This window comes from Exiguobacterium acetylicum DSM 20416 (assembly GCF_000702605.1).
Lineage (GTDB): Bacteria > Bacillota > Bacilli > Exiguobacteriales > Exiguobacteriaceae > Exiguobacterium_A > Exiguobacterium_A acetylicum.
Genome location: NZ_JNIR01000001.1, coordinates 697,372 through 717,881 on the forward strand (window position 1 = coordinate 697,372; position 20,510 = coordinate 717,881).

Here is a 20,510-nt window from a genome sequence, read left to right on the forward strand (position 1 = left end):
ATGTTTTCAGAATTAACCCATTACGAAACGCTCCGTCCGCTCATTGACCGGGCGGAGGAACAAATCGCCCCGTACGTCAAGAAAGCGCAAGAGGTCGCGGAATACAATCAATTCCGTGTCCTCGATGCGTTCCGACGTCACAAGGTCAGTGATTTTCACTTCATGCCGTCAACAGGGTACGGCTACAACGATGAAGGACGCGATACGCTCGAACGGATCTATGCCGATGTCTTCGGTGCGGAAGCCGGTCTTTGTCGTCCGCAAATCATCAGCGGAACCCATGCGATCGGTATCGCGTTGTTCGGTTTGTTATTGCCAGGAGACGAATTGCTCTATATCACAGGAAAACCATACGACACGCTTGAAGAGATCGTCGGAATTCGTGGTGACGGACGCGGTTCATTAAAGGAACTGGGCGTCCAGTATGATGTCGTCGAGATGAAAAACGCCGAGACGATCGACGTACCGGCCGTTCTCGAACGGATCACACCGCAGACGAAGGTCGTCGGGATTCAGCGTTCAAAAGGGTATGCGACGCGACGCAGTCTGCCGGTCAACGAGATCGGAGAAGCGATTGCCACCATCAAAGCTGTCCATCCGCACGTACTGATCTTCGTCGATAACTGCTACGGTGAATTCGTCGAGACAATCGAACCGACGCACGTCGGGGCAGACTTGATGGCAGGGTCGTTGATTAAGAATCCGGGTGGTGGTCTTGCGAAGACTGGCGGTTATCTCGTCGGTCGAACGGACTTGATCGAACGGGCATCGTTCCGGATGACGACGCCAGGGATTGGCGCCGAAGCCGGTCCATCGTTATCCGCACTTCCGGATATGTATCAAGGTTTCTATATGGCACCACATACGGTGAGCCAAGCGTTGATGGGCGCGATGTTCACGTCGAGCATGCTCGGTCAGTTCGGCTTTGATACGGCACCGCATCATACGGCAGAACGGACGGATTTGATTCAATCGGTTTCGTTCCATGCGCCGGAGCCGATGATTGCCTTCTGTCAAGCGATTCAAGCTGCTTCACCCGTCAATGCACATGCGTTACCGATTCCGGATTATATGCCGGGATATGCGGACGATGTCATCATGGCAGCAGGAACATTCGTACAAGGATCATCGATTGAGTTGTCAGCGGATGGTCCGATCCGTGCGCCCTATACCGCGTACGTCCAAGGTGGTTTGACGTATAGCCACGTTAAGATTGCCATCATCTCAGCCGTCAATCACTTGATGGAAAAACAATTAATTCCAGAAAAAAACGTTTAATACTAGAATATCTCGTGAAAAGACCTCTGAACGACTTCATGTAAAGTGATTAAAAAAGTTGTGTTAACTTTTCTTACATCGCTTGACAAGTTGCCTGACAGAGGTTTATTCTCATGGAGTAAGGAAAAAGGAGGAACCACATGGCAGACTCATCACGCCAGTCCAAGCCACTATTTCCCATCGGAGTCGTTCAAGAGTTGACCGCGTTATCTGCCCGCCAGATCCGATACTACGAAGAACAGGGACTGATCAAGCCGGAGCGGACAGAGACGAAACGTCGCCTCTATTCGTTCAACGATGTCGATCGCCTGTTGTCGATTAAGGAATACCTGGATCAGGGACTGAATATCGCAGGGATCAAATTGATTTTTGAAAACGATCTCGTCAAACGCGAACGCGTTGCGGAGAGCGTCGTCGAGACGCGCCCGGAATTATCTGACGGCGAATTGTATAAACTCCTGAAAAATGAATTGAAGGAAGCAGGACGACATGGAAAGACGTCGCTTATACAAGGTGAGCTCGGGCGTTTCTTCAAGTAAGGACCTGTAACCATATAAAAACGAATCGGAGAGGGGATTTGTCACATGACACGTCGCAACATTACACGAGAAGACATTTTGAAAATCGCTAAAGCTGAGGATGTACGCTTCATTCGCTTACAGTTCACAGATATCCTCGGAACGATCAAGAACGTTGAGATTCCAGTAAGCCAATTGGAAAAAGCACTTGATAACAAAATGATGTTCGATGGTTCATCGATCGAAGGATTCGTCCGAATCGAAGAATCAGATATGTATCTCTTCCCAGACTTAAACACATGGGTCGTCTTCCCATGGACAGAAGATGGAACAGGGAAAGTTGCACGTTTAATCTGTGACATCCACAATCCGGATGGCACGCCGTTCGCAGGAGACCCACGTGGTCAGCTCAAACGGGTACTTAAAGAGATGGAAGAACTCGGTTTCTCATCATTCAACGTTGGACCAGAGCCAGAATTCTTCCTCTTCAAGAAAGATGAAAAAGGTCGTCCGACACTTGAATTGAACGACCAAGGTGGATACTTCGACCTCGCACCAGTCGACCTCGGCGAAAACTGCCGTAAAGAGATTGTCATCGAGCTCGAGAACATGGGCTTTGAAATCGAAGCATCACACCACGAAGTCGCACCAGGTCAACATGAAATCGACTTCAAATATGCCGATGCGATCACGACTGCGGATAACATCCAAACGTTCAAACTCGTCGTCAAGACGATTGCTGCGAAGCACAACTTGCACGCGACATTCATGCCAAAACCACTCTTCGGTGTCAACGGATCAGGAATGCACGCGAACATGTCGCTCTTCAAAGGCAACGAGAACGTCTTCTTCGATGAAAGCAACGAAGATATGCAATTGTCGGATGATGCACGTGCTTTCACGGCAGGTATCCTCAAACACGCTCGTGCGTTCACAGCGGTTTGTAACCCGACAGTCAACTCTTACAAACGTCTTGTTCCTGGCTACGAAGCACCTTGCTACGTCGCATGGTCAGCACGTAACCGTTCACCACTCGTCCGTGTTCCTGCAGCACGTGGACTCTCGACTCGGATCGAAGTCCGTTCAGTCGACCCAGCAGCGAACCCGTACCTCGCGCTTGCGACATTGCTCGCTTCAGGTCTTGACGGAATCAAGAACAACTTGAAAGCACCGGCTCCAATCGATCGTAACATCTACGTCATGGACAAACCGGAACGTGTTGCAAACGGAATTGATGATCTTCCATCAACACTCAGCCACGCACTCGAAGTCTTGAAAGCGGATGACGTCGTCATGCACGCTCTCGGCGATCACATCGCAGAGCACTTCGTTGAATTGAAAGAAATCGAATGGGATATGTTCCGGACGCAAGTCACGGAATGGGAACGCGATCAGTACATGGTCTTGTTCTAATCCAACTTAAGCACTTCTGGACTTCTGTCCGGAAGTGCTTTTTTCATGTCCGCGACAGGGAATGAGTCGAGGATGTGGAAAGATACAAGAGTACAAAGAAAGGGAGACGATACATCATGAAAAAAGGATATGAAGGCAAAGAAATCACGGTCTATTTTGATTCGGAAGTCTGCATTCACTCTGGTCATTGTGTACAAAGTCTACCAACTGTCTTTGATGTCAAACGACGTCCGTGGATTGAAGCGGACGGGGCACCGGTGGAAGACGTAATGCGGGTCGTCGACGGTTGTCCGAGCGGCGCCTTATCTTACGAACGGAGGGAAACAAATGGAGCTTAAACGAGCAGAACGTAAAATCGAAGCCCATCACGAGGGTGCAGTCATCGGGGAAATCACCTACAGCGACACGAACAACGGCATGTGGATCATCGATCACACATACGTCGATCCCGCGCACCGGAATCAACAGATCGGGGAACAACTCGTTGCCGAGATCGTCAACTGGGCACGCGAAGCAAACGTCAAGCTATTGCCGTTATGTCCCTTTGCGAAAAAAGAGTTTGAACAACAGCCTTCCTATCAGGATGTACAAGCGAATACGTGAACACAAAAATCTCCTCTAGTCTCTTAAGACTAGAGGAGATTTTTTAAATCATTGTTTATGATCCCTGATTTTCATTTTGCGAGAAACCATCATCGCACCGAAATAGGCGACGACGTACAGCACGATCAGTCCTTGTTTTAGCATATAAGGTAGATCCATTTGACTCGCGATTATAAAAATGGCGCACAGCAATATCAAATAGGGTATAAACCGCTTATTTGGCATATCAGGACCTCCTTTACTATCCATTTATTTCTATTTAAGGATAGCACAAGATGGATATCAAATTGTGCTACATAAAAGAAATAGTAGATTTGTTATAGATACAATCGTAGAAACGCCATCGTGACAACACCAGTCACGACCGTCCAGGATAAACTTTTACTGAAAATCGCGACCGCCATGGTCGGTAATGCTGCGAAGACATGAAGCGTCGAAACCGTCGGAAACGCCTCATCTTGAGCGATGAGGAGATTTTGAAAGAAGAGGGCACCAAGCAGACAGACTGGAATGAACGAGAGCCATTCTGTTACGAGGCGCGGTAACGTCAGTCCATGAAGGACGAGAAACGGTAAGACGCGTGGAATCCAAGTGACGAGTCCACAAGCTAAAAAAGAGCAATTAATTCTGGGCGGATTTCCATCGTGTGATCACGACTCCTATACTTGCACCACCGAGCGTCGCGCAAAGAACGGCGACTTCTGGAGAAAAGTAGCGCATGGTTATGTAAAGCAATAGTAAGACAATCAGTAAAAGAAAACTATTCACGGCAATACGGGAACGTTCCCCTTCAAACTGTAAGTATAATAAGCCGATGAACATCGCTGTCAGGGCAAAATCGAGACCGAAGCGCTCGGGATCAGGGAACCAGCTGCCAACAAGGGCGCCGAGAACGGTTGCGACGATCCAACTAAAGTAAGCAGTCAGATTCAAGCCATGCATAAACGACGGGGAGAGCTTCCCTTTTTGGGCAGTATTCATCGCGACAGCGAACGACTCATCCGTCAGTAGCGTTCCAGTACCGAGGCGGTCGCGGAGATGGCGTGTCTCGACATGTGGCGCAAGCGTCAGACTCATTAACAAGTGCCTGAGATTGACGATGAACGTCGTCAGAATGATGGCAGAAGCAGGACTATTTAATAGTAAGAGACTCGTGATGATGAACTGAGCGGCGCCGGCATAGATGAAGACGGACATGAATCCGACTTCAAGAGGGGATAAGCCGGAGGCACGACCGACGATCCCGGCTGAGAAGCCGATGCCGATATATCCGAGGACAGTGGGTAGACAGGCACGGACACCTGCTTGAAAGGCTGATGACATTCGAATCCTCCTCTTTTTTTAGAGCATAGCATTCATGCGGGATATCGTCACCAACTGGTCAATATTTTCATCATTTTTTCGACATATTCGACTTGATTTGGTGGTAAAGTCTAAGTGGTACGGCAAAATCAGTTAGGTAAAGGAGCGTTTTTCATGCACAAATTAATGGAAGATTCAAACCGGTTCGTTTCAGACATGGTCGACGGACTCGTACTAGCTCACCCTGATTTGTATAAAAAGGTCGAAGGGGTCAATGTCGTCGCGCGGAAAGTGCCGCTTGACGGAAAAGTTGGTCTTGTCTCTGGTGGGGGAAGTGGGCATGAACCGGCGCACGCGGGATTCGTTGGTGACGGTATGCTTGCTGCGGCTGTTTGTGGAGAAGTCTTCACGTCACCGACACCGGACATGGTGCTTGAAGGCATCAAAGCAGCCCATGGTGGAAAAGGTGTGTTACTCGTCGTCAAGAACTACTCGGGTGACGTCATGAACTTCGATATGGCGAAGGAACTCGCTGAACTCGAGGACATCGAAGTCGACACGGTCATCGTCAATGATGACATTGCTATCAAAAAAGAGGAAGACCGTCGTGGTGTCGCGGGAACCGTCTTCGTCCATAAGATTGCTGGTGCTGCAGCTGCAGATGGAAAATCACTGAGTGAAGTCAAGGCAGTCGCAGAAAAAGTCATCCAGGGCGTTCGTTCGATCGGAATGGCACTCTCGCCATGTTACATGCCGGAGAGTGGCAAGCCAGGTTTTGAGTTGCATGATGACGAGATGGAAATCGGAATCGGGATCCATGGTGAAAAAGGACTTGAACGAAAAGCGGTCGCTTCCGTTGATGCGATCGTTAAAGAGTTGCTCGATCGTCTGACGAAAGAGGTACCAGACAAAAAAGTCGCCGTCATGGTGAACGGAATGGGTGGAACACCAGAATCCGAACTGTATATCACGTATAAATACGTTGCGGAAGAACTTCAGGCGCATGGGTACGAGATTGCCCGTTCGTTCGTCGGAAACTATATGACGTCGCTCGAGATGCACGGATTCTCAATCACGCTCTTACCAGTGGATGATGAACTGCTTGGTTATCTCGATGCAGAAACGAAAGCGATTGGATTCTAATTCAGATAAACGGGGTGTACAAAGATGAAGTTGACGACGGAACAGTTACGAAGCGCGCTCATTAAAGCAGCGGAACAGATCGAACAGCACAAGGATGAATTGACGGACCTTGACCGGGAAATCGGCGATGGGGACCACGGAATCAATATGTCACGCGGCTTCCAAGCAGTCCAAAAGACGTTAGAAGAACACGGTGAATATGAGGACTTAGGGGCTTTATCGAAAGAAGTCGGGATGACGCTGATCAAGACGGTCGGTGGAGCATCCGGTCCTTTATACGGAACAGCCTTCGTTAAGTTCGCTGGTGCGTTCAAAGGGAAAACGGAAGTCGAAGGTGCGGAACTCGCGGATGCTTTTCATGAAGCGACGGAAGGCATCAAATCGCGTGGAAAATCGGAATTCGGTCAAAAGACGATGGTCGATATCTGGACACCGTTCCAAGAGGCGCTCTCGCAAGAAGGGGATTTGAAAGCGGCAATCGATCAAGCGCTTGCTGATACGAAAGCGCGTATCGCAACGAAAGGGCGCGCGTCTTACTTCGGTGAAGCGACGGAAGGCGTCCAGGACCCAGGTAGTCTATCGAGTGCGTTGTTACTCGGCGAAATCGCGGAGGTGCTTCATGGTTAATCTTGTACTCGTTTCCCATAGTGAAAAACTTGCGACTGGACTAAAGGAACTGTTAGCAGAGATGGCGCCGGATACGCCAGTCTTAGTAGCGGCAGGTCTTGAGGACGGTAGCATTGGAACGGACGCGACGCGAATCGAAGAAACACTAAATACACTGGACGATGATGGAGTCGTCTTAACGGATATCGGTTCTGCGACTATGAACACGGAATTGGCCCTTGAACTATATAGTGGCGAACGGACAGTTCGGTTTATCGACGCACCACTCGTCGAAGGCGCGTTTTTAGCAGCTGTTCTTAGCGGGCAGTCGAAATCCGTTGATGAGATTGAAGACGGATTGAAAAAAGAGTTTAGCAAATAAGGATCAAATCCCCTTTGCTTCAATGCAATGGGGATTCTTTCATATCTGAATGAAATGGTGCTATGAAAATTGTTATCATAATGCATGTACATAAATAGGACAGTAATAGAATGTAAAGAATGAGGTGAGTTCTTGAGTTATACGTTAAGGAAAGCAGACACTGAAATCAAAAAGCGGACATTCATCCCCTTATTATTACTGGCTGATGAATCTATCGATAAGATTTATGAATATTTACCTAACGGTGACCTGTATTATCTCGAAGATTCATCTGGGAATGTAGTGGGTGTTATTGTTATGACCAAAATTAATCAAGATACAATGGAAATAAAAAACGTCGCCATCAAAAAAGAACAACAGGGTCAAGGGTTAGGAAAGAGGATCATCTCATTAACGCTCGAACAATATAAGGAACAAGAGTATCATCATTTCATCGTAGGAACGGCTAATTCGAGTATTGATAATTTAGCTTTCTACCAAAAGCTTGGTTTCCGGCTATACGATATAAAAAAAGATTTTTTTCGGTCGTATCCAGAGGAAATCTGAGAGAACGGAATATAGGCGATCGACATGATCATGCTAGAGAAAAATGAGTGATCCACATTATAAATGGAAAGGAATACATGTGAACTCCTCTATGCGAAAGAGTAGCACAAAGAATTATGATGTATGTGCTGAGGCGTTTGGTGTTAGAAAAATGACTTTAAAAATGACTTTATTGTAGTTTTTATAAGACAGTGAAAACCCGGTCCCTCTGCAAAAGGGACCGGGTCAATTGTTTTATTTTGATGGTTTGAAGACCATTGTCGCTTCCACTGCTTTTTGCCATCCGGCATAGCGTTGTTCACGATCGTCTTCTTTCATCTCTGGTTTGAACTGGTGATCCAGCTTCCATTGTTTTTTGATCTCCGCTTTATCTTTCCAGTAACCAACAGCTAATCCAGCAAGGTAGGCTGCACCAAGTGCTGTCGTTTCGTTGATTTCTGGACGATCGACAGGAACGCCGAGGATGTCCGATTGGAACTGCATCAAGAAGTTGTTCGCTACTGCACCACCGTCGACACGAAGTGTCTTCAGTTCGATACCAGAATCTTGTTCCATCGCTGTCAACACATCGCGTGTTTGATAAGCGAGTGATTCAAGCGTTGCACGAACGAAGTGTTCCTTATCTGTTCCGCGTGTTAATCCGAAGATTGCTCCGCGTACATCTGAATCCCAGTATGGCGCACCAAGACCAACGAAGGCAGGAACGACATAAACACCGTCTGTTGAGTCGACTTTCGTTGCGTAACCTTCTGAATCTTTCGCATTTTTCAGCGTACGGAGTCCATCACGGAGCCACTGGATCGCAGAACCAGCGACGAAAATAGAACCTTCCAGCGCATATTCCACTTTTCCATCGACGCCCCAAGCGATCGTCGTCAAGAGTCCATGATCAGAAGAAACGGCTTTCTCGCCTGTGTTCATGAGCATGAAGCAACCTGTTCCGTATGTGTTTTTCCCTTCACCCGCTTCGAAGCACGTTTGACCGAAGAGTGCTGCTTGTTGGTCACCCGCAATACCAGCGATTGGCACTTCGTAACCGAAGAAGTGATACGGTACCGTTTTGTCGTAGACTTCACTCGACTGACGAACTTCTGGCAACATGGAAGCAGGAACACCGAGGATATCGAGTAACTCTTCATCCCATTTTTGTTCGTAGATGTTATACATCAATGTTCGTGAAGCGTTCGTGTAGTCCGTGATGTGCGTTTTTCCACCAGACAGTTTCCAAACGAGCCACGTATCGATCGTACCGAAGAGCAATTCACCGTTCTCTGCTTGCTCACGTGCACCTTCGACATTGTCGAGGATCCATTTAACTTTTGTGCCAGAGAAGTAGGCATCAATCAGAAGTCCTGTTTTGTCGCGGAACTTCTGGTTCAAACCTTGTTCTTTTAAGTCGTCACAGATACCAGACGTTTGACGCGATTGCCAAACGAGTGCGTGATAGACCGGTCTGCCTGTTTCTTTGTTCCAGACAACTGTTGTTTCACGTTGGTTCGTGATGCCGATTCCGGCGATTTGCTCAGGTTTGATATCTGCTGTCCCGAGTGCTTCGGCCATGACGGCAAGAATCGAACCCCAGATTTCGTTTGCATCATGCTCGACCCAGCCTGGTTGTGGGAAGTACTGTTTGAATTCCCGTTGTGCCGAGTTGACGATTTTCCCATCGTGATCGAAGATGATCGCACGTGAGCTTGTCGTACCTTGGTCGAGTGCTAGGATATACTTGTTTTCCATTTCGAAATCCCCCTTGAGCGGTATGTGTTAGTGAGATGTGATCTTAGTAGATCAATTGATAGATGAACACGGCAATCGCTCCACCGATGATCGGACCGACGACAGGAATCCATGAATAGCCCCAGTCAGATGAACCTTTATTCGGAATCGGTAGGATAGCGTGCGCGATACGCGGTCCAAGGTCACGAGCCGGGTTGATGGCATACCCTGTTGTACCACCGAGCGAGAGACCGATGACGACGACGAGTAAACCGACGATGAGTGGTTTTAAGCCATCTCCGAACGTTGTTAAACCAAGTGCCAAGATACCGAAGACGAGAACAAATGTCCCGATGATCTCAGAAATCAAGTTCGACGGCGTATGACGAATCGCTGGACCTGTTGCGAACACACCGAGTTTTGCAGCTTGATCATCAGTCGCTTCAAAATGTTTCATGTAATGAAGCCAAACGAGAATGGCGCCGATGAAAGCTCCGACAAGTTGTCCGGCAATGTAGATCGGAACGTCTGCCCACGGTAGGTCAGAGTTCAAAGCAAGTGCAATCGTCAATGCGGGGTTCAAGTGTGCTCCACTTTCAGCAGCGACGAATGCTGCTGTCATGACGGCAAGACCCCAAGCGAATGTGATGACGATCCATCCGCTGTTTTCCGATTTCGTCTTTTTCAAGACGACACCGGCGACGACTCCATCCCCGAGCAGGATGAGGATCATCGTACCGATCATTTCCAATACAAAGTTATTCATGCAAAAACCCTCCCTTTGGATTAAAGCAGATAATGGCCTTTCTACTTTAAATTACTCCGAATTGAGAACGTTTTCAATACATATAATTGAAATATAGGAATGGAAATTTTTTATTTTGATGTTTAAAGATACGAAAAAGTGGATAAGAAAACACCTCATTCTGCTTGCAAGCAAGCAAAAGAGGTGTTACCGACGACGTTTTTTTCTTTTTTTAGGTCGAAACCAACTGCTGGAATAATCTAGTAGGATATGAATCGTACTTGCCACCATGATACCGACGACGAATGCAGGCAAGGAAGCGAACCACGAATCAATCGTAGCAGAATCAAGAATCTGAAAGTACAAACTTAGAAACAGCAGTGGAATCAGAATAGCAGCACTATAAAGAAGTCGGATGATGTCTCCGATGATCAGTCCATGCGACCAGATCGAGCGGTGGGGCATGATTTTGACGTACGGCATCCAAAGGACTCGAAATGGTCCAAAGCGATAATACGGTTCTGACTTTAAATCGAGGTCGGGTGACAACCAAAGGGTACCGACAGCGATACCGATGGCGGTTGGTAACCAATCGGTTTGTTGCGTTGCGACCGAATACGCAACGTAACCCGTCAGTGCGACGGTATTGACGGTATCATGTACATTTCCTGAAGGCATGAAAAAAGACCAGTCGCGACTGGTCCCTCCGTCAATGAATCGTCCGATACACGCCGATTACCTTACCAAGAATGGAGACATTATCGAAATACATCGGATCCATCGAGTCATTTTCTGGTTGTAGACGTACCTGTTGATCTTCTAAGAAGAACCGTTTCACCGTCGCTTCACTATCTTCGGTCATAGCTACGACGATTTCTCCGTTTTCTGCTGTGTTTTGTTGGCGCACGATGACACGATCGCCGTCAAGAATACCTGCGTTAATCATCGATTCACCATCGATCGTCAACATGAAGACCGTCTCATTTCCTACATAATGTGCAGGGAGCGGGAACTGTTCTTCGATGTTTTCAATCGCTGTAATCGGAAGACCCGCTGTGACTTTCCCGATGACGGGAACATGGACGATGGCTTCCGTGATTTCTTCAGGCTTATCAAGCAATATCTCAATCGCACGTGGTTTCGTCGGGTCACGGCGAATCATTCCCCGTTTCTCGAGTCGATCCAAATGACCGTGTACCGTCGAGCTAGACGCGAGTCCGACTGCTTCTCCGATTTCACGAACTGATGGTGGATACCCCTTCAGTTTCACTTCAGAGACGATGTAGTCGAGAATCTCTTGTTGGCGCTTAGACATTTTCCGCATACGAATTGCCACCTCTTTCTGGATTGAAGTTTGAAATGTAAGAATATATGTTTCTAGATTCACTATAACATAGAACAAATGAGCGTACAAACAATTGTTCGACATTTTGTGTTGACCGAACACGGGTTCTGTGTTTATTATGAGTTATGCGAACAATTGTTCCGCGAACATTTATTCTAACTCATTCATTTCATATTTGGAGGGATTCATGATGATTCATACGATTCGTACTCATGCTTTTTCAATTCTCTTCTATGCATTAAGTATTGCCTTCGTGATCTTTTTACTCACACCACGCCCGGATGAAAAGGTAGCGCAACTGATGACCGCTTCCGTTACGGTCGATGAGAACGCTACAGTCGAACAAATTGCTGAAGTCTACAATGATGGTTCGATGTCAGATGAAGAATACGTCAACTGGTTGATCAAAAATAATGATGTCGAGACAAAACACGTCATCTCAAAAAGCAAAATCGTTGTACCAATCGCACAACAATGACAAAATGGAAAAGTTGTGAAAGAACGAACAGGGATGTGAGGTACGATGAAGGTCGTGATTTATTGTCGGGTGTCGACCGAAAAAGAAGCACAAGATAGTTCGATTGAACGCCAACGGATGGAGCTTTCCAAGGTCGCGTCTCAAAAGGGCTTTGATGTCGTGGATGTCGTCTCTGAAAAAGAGAGTGGATATGACGTTGATCGGGAAGGAATGCTGACGGTTCTTGACCATGTGACACGTGATGCGGTAGATGCGGTCCTCGTGACAGATGACACACGGATTGGTCGAGGGAATGCGAAAATCGCTATTTTGCACACGTTTAAGAAGCACGGTGTTCGGTTGATGACACTTGATTCCGATGGAGAATACCAGCTTGCGGATGCAGAAGCAATGGTCCTTGAGATTGTCTCACTGGTGGAAGAATATCAACGGAAACTGCATAACGCAAAAATTGCGCGCGGCATGCGGCGAGCTGTTGAACAAGGCTTTCGCCCGGAACGAAATCTGAATCGCCAAGGAGAGAACGCTGGGCGTAGTCGAAAGGACGTACCGATCGAAGAAATCGTACGTCTTCGAGAGCTCGGACTGACGTTTTCAGATATCGCCATCACCTTGCGTGGGATGGGACATGATATTTCAAAAGCAACGGTCAATCGTCGATATCTTGAATACCGCGAACTGACACCTAGCCCGGAATGAAGAGCAAGTTACCCGTCGACTGACGCGGTTAACTTGCTTTTTTTTATAGCCTCTTTTAAAGTAAGGATACAATTGAACAACTCAAGTTTGAGTCGTACAGAAAGAGGGATTCCATGTTATCACAAGAACAATTAGATCGAATCAATGCATTAGCGAATAAATCAAAAGTCGAGCCGTTATCAGAAGCCGAAACGGCAGAGCAAAAAAGAGTTACGTGCAGCGTATCTCGCAGCATTCCGTGGATCGTTCAAAAACCAACTCATGGGCATGAAAATCGTCGATGAAGAAGGAACGGACGTAACACCAGAGAAATTGAAACAAGCACAAGAAGAAGAACGGAATAAACAATAATCGTTTATTTCTTCTATAGTAAGGAAGAGGTCCCCAATCGGTGGATCTCTTTTTTGTTAGATTGGTTAGATAGGAAACATTGTACGATAGCAATACATCTTAATAGAGATCTTTCATCGATTCATACATCCTGTATGAGTCGGAAGAACGGCTATAGATAGCGCATTCATTTTAATGTGACATACTATTTAGAAAAGTTGTATCACATTTGAGAGTGTGCTAAAATGAGTAGGAATTTGTGAAAAAGAGAGAGGATGATTGTTTTGACGAACATGACGACAGTAGAACAATTAGCAATTAATACGATTCGTACCTTATCGATTGATGCCGTACAAAAGGCGAACTCGGGTCACCCAGGGATGCCAATGGGAGCAGCGCCGATGGCATTCTCGCTTTGGGCGGATCATATGAACCACAACCCTAAAAATCCAGAATGGTTCAACCGCGACCGTTTTGTACTTTCAGCCGGACACGGTTCGATGCTTCTCTACTCACTCCTCCACCTATCGGGATATGATCTATCAATGGATGATCTTAAATCATTCCGTCAATGGGGATCAAAAACACCAGGTCACCCGGAATACCGTCACACGGCTGGTGTAGACGCAACGACAGGTCCACTTGGTCAAGGGATTGCAATGGCAGTTGGTATGGCGATGGCAGAGCGTCATCTTGAAGCAAAATACAACCGTGACGATCTCAACGTCGTCGATCACTTCACATACGGAATCTGTGGAGACGGAGACTTGATGGAAGGTGTCTCAGCTGAAGCGGCTTCACTCGCAGGTCACCTTGGTCTTGGTAAATTGGTCGTATTGTATGATTCAAACGATATCTCACTTGATGGCGATCTCGATAAATCATTCTCTGAAAACGTCCAGAAGCGCTTCGAAGCGTACAACTGGCAAGTCATTCGCGTAGAAGACGGAACGGATATCGATTCGATTTCGAAAGCAATCGCGGCGGCACAAGCAGAGACGACAAAACCAACATTGATCGAAGTCAAGACAGTCATCGGTTTCGGTTCACCGAACAAATCAGGTAAATCGGCTTCTCACGGTGCACCACTCGGTGAAGCGGAAATCAAATTAACGAAAGCAAGCTACATTTGGGATCACGAAGAGTTCTACGTGCCTGAAGAAGTTAAGTCATTGTTTGACGAGCGGATCGTCCAACGTGGTGCTTCTGCAGAAGACGCATGGAACGAGACGATGAAACAATACGAAGCAGCTCATCCAGAATTGCATGCTGAACTCGTTCGCGCGATCGCAAACGAATTGCCAAGCAACTGGGAAGCAGATCTTCCGACGTACGACTTGTCATCGAAAAAAGCGACACGCCAAACGAGCGGTGAAGTCTTGAATGGTCTTGCGAAGAACGTTCCGACATTGTTCGGTGGTTCAGCTGACCTTGCAGGATCGAATAACACGATGCTCAAAGGCGAAGCAGATTTCGATATCGAACCAAGCGGTCGTAACATCTGGTTCGGTGTACGTGAATTCGCAATGGCTGCGGCTGTCAACGGTATGGCACTTCACGGCGGCGTCATTCCTTACGGCGCGACATTCTTCGTCTTCTCGGATTACCTCCGTCCAGCGGTTCGTCTTGCTGCGTTAATGGGACTTCCATCAATCTTCGTCTTGACGCACGATTCGATTGCTGTTGGTGAAGATGGTCCAACACACGAGCCAGTCGAACACTTGATGAGTTTCCGTGCAATGCCGAACGTCACGATTTACCGTCCTGCAGACGGAAAAGAGACGATCGCAGCATGGAAAACAGCGGTTCAAGCGAAAGACAAACCGACACTTCTGGTCTTGACACGTCAAGGTCTTCCTGAACTTGAAGGTACGACGACAGAGGGCGCTGAAAAAGGTGGTTATGTCATCGCTGGTGATGTGACGAAAGCTGATACACTCTTGCTCGGTACAGGTTCAGAAGTTCACCTTCTTGTCGAAGCACAAAAAGAACTTGGTGAGTCAGCAGCTGTCGTTTCTCTTCCATCATGGGAAGTATTCGAAGCACAGTCAGCAGAGTACAAAGAATCAGTTCTTCCAAAACACATCACGAAGCGTGTCGCAATCGAAGCAGGCGCTTCACTCGGTTGGTACAAATATGTAGGAACAGAAGGACAAGTCATCGGAATCGATCGTTTCGGCGCATCTGCTCCTGGGGACTTCCTCTTGAAAGAATACGGCATGTCTGTTGAAAACGTATTAGCAACAGTCAAGCAACTCGGATAATCACTTCCGGAGAAAACGGGTCCGATCTTACGTCGGGCTCGTTTTTCATCTATTATCATCTATGCAAACAATTGGAATTATAGTATAGTAAAAAGCGACGTTTTAAGTTAGAGGAGGAAGCAACTTGGCTACATGGATTTGGATTTTAATTGCCCTTCTTTGCTTGGTAGCAGGTGTCGCCCTTGGTTTCTATATCGCTCGTCGATACATGATGAACTACTTGGAGCAAAACCCACCAATCAACGAAGATATGATTAAGACATTGATGATGCAAATGGGTCAAAAGCCATCACAAAAGAAAGTCAACCAAGTGATGCGTTCAATGAGTGGTTCAATGAAATCACCTAAAAAATAAGCTGTACGAAAGGGGACCGAATGGTCTCCTTTTTGTTTGCTATTTTTTAGAAAGAGAACTAATCTAAAATGTGAGACTATTTCAAATAATCATAGGATTTAAAAAAGGGGGGAGACTTGAATGGGAGTCTTCAGGAAACTCGGTTGGTTTTTCCGACGAGAATGGAAAGCGTATAGTCTTGGGGTCGTCAGTTTGATTTTTGTGGCAGCGTTAGAACTCATTCCACCGAAGATCATCGGGACGACAGTCAACGGTCTGAGTGAGGGAAGCTTGACGAAAGATGATTTGATTCGTCTCGCAGGTACATTGTTGCTCATCGGGGTCGCGACGTACATCATTCGTTATTTTTGGCGTTTTTATATCTTTGGGGCATCGATTCGTCTCGGTCGATTATTACGCAGCCAACTGTATGGGCATTTTTCAGACTTAGATCAATCGTTCTATAAGAAATACCGGAGCGGGGATTTGATGGCGCATGCGACAAACGACGTACAAGCGGTATCGATGACAGCGGGTGCCGGTATTCTAACACTCGTCGACTCGGTGACGATGGGGAGCTTTGTCATTATCACGATGGTCACGACGATCAGTTGGAAGTTGACGCTCGTATCACTCCTACCGATGCCGCTGATGGTCTATTTGACATCACGTTACGGTAAGATGTTGCATTCGCGTTTTCATGACGCACAGGAAGCCTTCTCCGATTTGAACGATAAGGTCGCGGAAAGCATTAGTGGTGTCCGTGTTTTAAAGGCAACAGGAGAAGTCGAGTCTGATGTACAGACGTTTACGGATCTATCGGATGACGTCGTCCAAAAGAACCGTCGTGTCGCAAAAATCGATGCTTTATTTGACCCGACGATTTTTGGATTAGTCGGTCTATCGTACATCATCGCTGTCGGATATGGTGCTTACTTATTACAACAAGGTGAAATCCGAATCGGTGACATTGTCTCATTCACTACATATCTTGGTTTATTGACATGGCCGATGCTCGCCTTCGGTTGGTTGTTCAACATCGTCGAACGGGGTCGTGCTTCTTACGATCGGATCGAGCGGATGCTTGCGATCGAACCGGAAATTAAAGACGCGAAGGAAGCAGCAACGAGTGTTTCCTCACCAGAACTCCACGTTGGGATTGAGCGTTTCATCTATGATACGCAACCGGTCTTACAAGACATCGATGTGACGTTGGAGCCCGGTAAATCGCTCGGCATCGTCGGGAAGACGGGTGCCGGGAAATCGACGTTCGTTCGCTTATTGTCTCGCGAATACGACGTCAAACAAGGCGCCATCACGATTGGTGGACGAGACATCAAACAATTGACACGTGACACCGTCCGTCGTCAAGTAGCGATTGTTCCACAGGATCATTTCTTATTCTCCGCGTCGATTGCCGACAATATTGCCTTTGCAAAACCGGATGCATCAATGGAAGACATCATGGAAGCGGCACGTATTGCAGCAGTCCATGATGATATTCTCGGGTTTAAGGAAGGGTACGCGACGATGGTCGGGGAGCGTGGGGTGACGTTATCCGGCGGTCAAAAACAACGGATCTCGATTGCCCGGGCATTATTAGCAGACTGTCCGATTTTAGTGCTCGATGATGCCTTGTCAGCGGTCGATGCTAAAACCGAGGAAGCGATCATCCATCACTTCCGCACGGCGGATCACGATCAGGCACAAATCATCGTTGCCCATCGCCTGTCGGCTGTGTCGCATACCGATGAGATCATCGTCCTTGAAGACGGTCGGATCATCGAACGAGGCACACATGAGCAATTACTCGCTCATGACGGTTGGTATAAAGAGACGTACGATCGCCAGCAACTAGAATCACTTGTCGAACAAGGAGGGCGTTCCGAATGAATCATGATATCAATGAAAAAGCCGTCCTGAAGCGATTGCTTGATTTCGTCAAACCGTTCAAAAAGCAAGTCAGCATCGCCTTCATCCTGCTGTTCATCACGACAGCAGCAAAACTCGGGGGACCGTATCTCGTCAAGATTTTCATTGATGAATACGTCGCACCGGGTATGTATCCAGTACAGGAAGTCGCACTCTTGTTTACAGCGTACTTGTTACTGCATACGACAGGGATCATCGTCGATTACTTGCAGGCGTTCGAATTCCAAAAGATTGCACTGCAAGTCATTCAACGCTTACGCATTGATGTGTTCCGTCATGTCATGCACCTACGGCTTGCCTATTTTGACCGGACGCCTGCCGGAGTGCTCGTGTCCCGGATCACGAACGATACGGAAGCAATCAAGGAGCTCTACATCGGTGTCTTGTCGACATTCGTACAAAGCGGTGTTCAGTTGATTGGAACATATATCTTCCTCTATCTACTAGAGCCGCGACTCGCGACGATTGCATTACTGTTGTTACCATTGTTTTATTTCATCATTTGGATTTACCGAAAGTATTCGACGAAGTATTACGCGGAAGTCCGCGATTTACTATCGAAAATCAATGCCCAACTGAACGAATCCATTAACGGGATGGCGATCATTCAACAATTCCGCCAAGAAAAACGCTTGATGGCAGAATTCGAGGAGACGAACGTTGCCCACCAGAATGGACGTTATAAGAACTTGAAGCTCGATAGTTGGTTACTGCGACCAATCATTGAATTGTTACTCGCCATTTCAATTGCGACACTCGTGACGTATTTCGGTGTCCTATCGTTCTCACAAACGGTCCAAGTCGGTGTCGTCTATGCCTTCATCAGCTACATGGAGCGGATTTTCCAACCGGTTCAGCAAATCATGCAACGGTTGTCCGAGTTCCAACAAGCTGTCGTCTCAGCAGACCGTGTATTCAAGGTCCTCGATACGGATGAGCCAGAACCAACGAAACAGCTCGAAGGGGAGGCACGCGTATCGGAAGGACATATCGTCTTTGAAAACGTTCGCTTTAGCTATGACGGAGAAAAAGACGTCTTAAAAGGGATTTCGTTCGAGGCGAAAAAAGGACAGACGATCGCGCTCGTTGGTCATACGGGAAGTGGGAAAAGTTCGATCATTAACATCTTGATGCGTTTTTACGCGTACCAATCGGGTCGGATCTTGATCGATGGTCAACCGCTCGAGCAGTTATCGGAAGAAGAACTACGACAGCACGTCGGACTCGTGTTGCAAGATTCATTCTTGTTCACGGGAACGGTCGCTGATAACATTCGATTATTCGATAGTTCGATTTCCTTTGATCGTGTCGAAGCGGCTGCCAAATTCGTACAAGCCGACGGATTCATCAATCAACTGGACCAGCAATATGATAGTCCCGTTGCGGAACGGGGCGCGACGTTCTCAGCTGGAGAACGTCAGTTGATCTCCTTCGCACGCACGATGGCGCGAGATCCGAAAATCCTGATTCTCGACGAAGCGACGAGTTCGATTGATACGGAGACGGAAGAAAAAGTTCAAGTTGCACTTGAACGGATGCGTCAAGGACGGACGACGATTGCCATTGCTCACCGTCTATCAACGATTCAAGATGCTGATTTGATTCTTGTATTGCATCAAGGAGAAGTGATCGAGCAAGGCAATCACCAAGAATTGATTGCGCAAGATGGTCTGTATAAAAAGATGTACCAGTTGCAATCCGGTCATGTCACGGTTTCTTAAAAAATAGACATAAAAAAAGCCTGCCAGGCGATCTCGCCCGGCAGGTTGTTTGTTTTGATTAGTAGACTGTGACTGTGACGTTTTGGCGTCCCCAGTTGAGTGCTTCTTGTTGTGAACCAACGAGAAGGTCAAGTTTGTTACCTTGGATTGCGCCACCACGGTCGAGTACGATTGCTTCACCAATGCCTTCGATGTGCATACGTGTACCGATTGGGTATTGTGAAGAAGCTGCTACGATACGCATACCATTGTACGTGATCGTATTTGTAACGTCATAACCGCTTGCTGTCAACGCACGACCGTTGTAGAGTTGGCTACCGTTGTTAGACGGGTCGTTCGTGTAAGCAGTGACGTTCATTGTCACTTTCGTACCTGATTTTGCAGGTGTCGATTGTTTTGTTGCAGTTGCTGGTTTAGCAGCTGCTTTTGGTGCTGGCTTCGCAGCTGGTTTAGCAGCTGGTTGTGCTTGTGCTGCTGGTGCTTTCGATACGCCAGCGAGTGAAGTGTAGTCGCTGTGTACGTAGCGTGTTTTACCATCGATTGTTGTTTTGATCCATGCACCGACTTTACCTTCTACGTTGACTTTTTCGCCTTTGTAGAGGTTACCGACATCTTTCGAGCTTGTCGTTGGTTGTGTGCGGACGTTTAGTACTGCCGTAGTAACTGTCGCTTTTTTAAAGTCGAATGAGCCTGCTGCAGACGTATACGCGCCATGAACATAACGTTTTTGACCGTTAATGTGTGTTTGGATCCATGCGCCAGAACGTCCTTCGACATTTAATGTTTGACCTTTATATACATTGCCTACGTCTGCTGATGCAGTTGTAGGTGCTGTGCGTACGTTGAGTACTGGTGTATTTACTGTTACCGTTTCTGAGGCAGCCTCTGTCTCTTGGGCAAATCCTACTGATAGAGCTGTTGCTGCAAGACCGGCAGCGAAAACTGCTTTTTTCATTATTGATGTCCTCCTGACATATGCTGTGTTTACTGTTCCTACTTTACACGGCAAAACTGACCTGTGCGTTTACAGGTCAATGTCATTCGAGTTACAAACCGGGCTATTGTGACAACGAGATTGCAAAAGGTCGGTTTTTGTCATCGATAGGACATACTGATTATGAAAAACGGATGTTTATAGGTCTTTTGGATTACTTT

Annotated in this window: 22 protein-coding genes and 1 pseudogene; 16 read left to right on the top strand and 7 right to left on the bottom strand. The window is 47.2% G+C overall.

Annotated features, from left to right (window positions below; all coding sequences use genetic code 11):
• From P401_RS0103545 to P401_RS0103565, 5 genes are all read left to right on the top strand, one after another.
• Window positions 1-1,278: a methionine gamma-lyase family protein gene (locus tag P401_RS0103545; RefSeq protein WP_029341241.1), complete on the top strand. Its 1,278-nt coding sequence runs from the start codon at window positions 1-3 to the stop codon at window positions 1,276-1,278.
• 140 nt (window positions 1,279-1,418) lie between these two features.
• Complete coding sequence (locus tag P401_RS0103550; protein WP_023467758.1) at window positions 1,419-1,817, top strand: MerR family transcriptional regulator; 399 nt, start codon at window positions 1,419-1,421, stop codon at window positions 1,815-1,817.
• A 45-nt stretch (window positions 1,818-1,862) separates the two neighbouring features.
• The gene (gene glnA, locus P401_RS0103555; protein ID WP_029341242.1) at window positions 1,863-3,209 is read left to right on the top strand and encodes a type I glutamate--ammonia ligase; all 1,347 of its coding nucleotides are present in this window, start codon (window positions 1,863-1,865) and stop codon (window positions 3,207-3,209) included.
• Window positions 3,210-3,325: 116 nt separating this feature from the next.
• Window positions 3,326-3,547 (top strand): (4Fe-4S)-binding protein, encoded by a 222-nt coding sequence (locus tag P401_RS0103560; RefSeq protein WP_029341243.1) that lies wholly within the window; start codon window positions 3,326-3,328, stop codon window positions 3,545-3,547.
• On the top strand, window positions 3,537-3,812 hold the full coding sequence (locus P401_RS0103565; protein ID WP_029341244.1) for a GNAT family N-acetyltransferase: 276 nt from the start codon (window positions 3,537-3,539) through the stop codon (window positions 3,810-3,812). Before P401_RS0103560 ends, P401_RS0103565 begins: the two co-directional genes overlap by 11 nt.
• Window positions 3,813-4,129: 317 nt before the next feature.
• Here the strand turns inward: P401_RS0103565 and P401_RS18225 are convergent, their stop codons facing one another.
• Both P401_RS18225 and P401_RS0103575 read right to left on the bottom strand, forming a co-directional pair.
• Complete coding sequence (locus P401_RS18225) at window positions 4,130-4,438, bottom strand: AzlD domain-containing protein (protein ID WP_328286321.1); 309 nt, start codon at window positions 4,436-4,438, stop codon at window positions 4,130-4,132.
• Window positions 4,434-5,135: an AzlC family ABC transporter permease gene (locus tag P401_RS0103575; RefSeq protein WP_029341245.1), complete on the bottom strand. Its 702-nt coding sequence runs from the start codon at window positions 5,133-5,135 to the stop codon at window positions 4,434-4,436. Before P401_RS0103575 ends, P401_RS18225 begins: the two co-directional genes overlap by 5 nt.
• Window positions 5,136-5,288: 153 nt before the next feature.
• On the opposite strand from P401_RS0103575, the gene dhaK reads away from it, so the two are divergent.
• From dhaK to P401_RS17495, 4 genes are all read left to right on the top strand, one after another.
• Window positions 5,289-6,257, top strand: a complete 969-nt coding sequence (gene dhaK, locus P401_RS0103580) for a dihydroxyacetone kinase subunit DhaK (protein ID WP_029341246.1) — start codon at window positions 5,289-5,291, stop codon at window positions 6,255-6,257.
• A 24-nt stretch (window positions 6,258-6,281) separates the two neighbouring features.
• On the top strand, window positions 6,282-6,884 hold the full coding sequence (gene dhaL, locus P401_RS0103585) for a dihydroxyacetone kinase subunit DhaL (RefSeq protein ID WP_029341247.1): 603 nt from the start codon (window positions 6,282-6,284) through the stop codon (window positions 6,882-6,884).
• On the top strand, window positions 6,877-7,245 hold the full coding sequence (gene dhaM, locus P401_RS0103590; protein ID WP_029341248.1) for a dihydroxyacetone kinase phosphoryl donor subunit DhaM: 369 nt from the start codon (window positions 6,877-6,879) through the stop codon (window positions 7,243-7,245). The genes dhaL and dhaM overlap by 8 nt, the downstream gene beginning before the upstream one ends.
• Window positions 7,246-7,377: 132 nt before the next feature.
• A complete protein-coding gene (locus tag P401_RS17495) occupies window positions 7,378-7,791 on the top strand; it encodes a GNAT family N-acetyltransferase (RefSeq protein ID WP_236627065.1) in 414 nt (137 codons plus the stop codon).
• Window positions 7,792-8,025: 234 nt separating this feature from the next.
• Here P401_RS17495 and glpK read toward each other — a convergent pair whose 3' ends face one another.
• The 4 genes from glpK to lexA all read right to left on the bottom strand — a co-directional run bounded on the left by glpK (window position 8,026) and on the right by lexA (window position 11,576).
• Complete coding sequence (gene glpK, locus P401_RS0103600; RefSeq protein WP_029341249.1) at window positions 8,026-9,528, bottom strand: glycerol kinase GlpK; 1,503 nt, start codon at window positions 9,526-9,528, stop codon at window positions 8,026-8,028.
• Window positions 9,529-9,571: 43 nt separating this feature from the next.
• Window positions 9,572-10,273 (bottom strand): MIP/aquaporin family protein, encoded by a 702-nt coding sequence (locus tag P401_RS0103605; protein WP_023467768.1) that lies wholly within the window; start codon window positions 10,271-10,273, stop codon window positions 9,572-9,574.
• A gap of 186 nt (window positions 10,274-10,459) precedes the next feature.
• A complete protein-coding gene (locus P401_RS0103610) occupies window positions 10,460-10,930 on the bottom strand; it encodes a metal-binding protein (RefSeq protein WP_029341250.1) in 471 nt (156 codons plus the stop codon).
• 31 nt (window positions 10,931-10,961) lie between these two features.
• Window positions 10,962-11,576, bottom strand: coding sequence for a transcriptional repressor LexA (gene lexA / locus P401_RS0103615; RefSeq protein WP_023467770.1), 615 nt, complete (start codon window positions 11,574-11,576; stop codon window positions 10,962-10,964).
• 211 nt (window positions 11,577-11,787) lie between these two features.
• On the opposite strand from lexA, the gene yneA reads away from it, so the two are divergent.
• The 7 genes and pseudogenes from yneA to P401_RS0103650 all read left to right on the top strand — a co-directional run bounded on the left by yneA (window position 11,788) and on the right by P401_RS0103650 (window position 19,355).
• Complete coding sequence (yneA, locus tag P401_RS0103620) at window positions 11,788-12,075, top strand: cell division suppressor protein YneA (RefSeq protein WP_023467771.1); 288 nt, start codon at window positions 11,788-11,790, stop codon at window positions 12,073-12,075.
• 45 nt (window positions 12,076-12,120) lie between these two features.
• A complete protein-coding gene (locus P401_RS0103625; protein ID WP_029341251.1) occupies window positions 12,121-12,774 on the top strand; it encodes a YneB family resolvase-like protein in 654 nt (217 codons plus the stop codon).
• Between the two features lie 113 nt (window positions 12,775-12,887).
• A pseudogene (locus P401_RS17500) lies at window positions 12,888-13,125 on the top strand (DUF896 domain-containing protein).
• A gap of 272 nt (window positions 13,126-13,397) precedes the next feature.
• Complete coding sequence (gene tkt, locus P401_RS0103635; RefSeq protein WP_231925712.1) at window positions 13,398-15,368, top strand: transketolase; 1,971 nt, start codon at window positions 13,398-13,400, stop codon at window positions 15,366-15,368.
• Window positions 15,369-15,492: 124 nt separating this feature from the next.
• Window positions 15,493-15,723, top strand: coding sequence for a YneF family protein (locus tag P401_RS0103640; protein WP_012370001.1), 231 nt, complete (start codon window positions 15,493-15,495; stop codon window positions 15,721-15,723).
• A 120-nt stretch (window positions 15,724-15,843) separates the two neighbouring features.
• Window positions 15,844-17,595: an ABC transporter transmembrane domain-containing protein gene (locus tag P401_RS0103645; protein WP_029341253.1), complete on the top strand. Its 1,752-nt coding sequence runs from the start codon at window positions 15,844-15,846 to the stop codon at window positions 17,593-17,595.
• Complete coding sequence (locus tag P401_RS0103650) at window positions 17,592-19,355, top strand: ABC transporter ATP-binding protein (RefSeq protein WP_029341254.1); 1,764 nt, start codon at window positions 17,592-17,594, stop codon at window positions 19,353-19,355. The genes P401_RS0103645 and P401_RS0103650 overlap by 4 nt, the downstream gene beginning before the upstream one ends.
• 58 nt (window positions 19,356-19,413) lie before the next feature.
• Here P401_RS0103650 and P401_RS0103655 read toward each other — a convergent pair whose 3' ends face one another.
• Window positions 19,414-20,310 carry an SH3 domain-containing protein gene (locus P401_RS0103655; RefSeq protein WP_029341255.1) on the bottom strand — a complete coding sequence of 299 codons (897 nt, stop codon included), beginning with the start codon at window positions 20,308-20,310 and terminating at the stop codon, window positions 19,414-19,416.
• Between the last annotated feature and the right edge of the window lie 200 nt (window positions 20,311-20,510).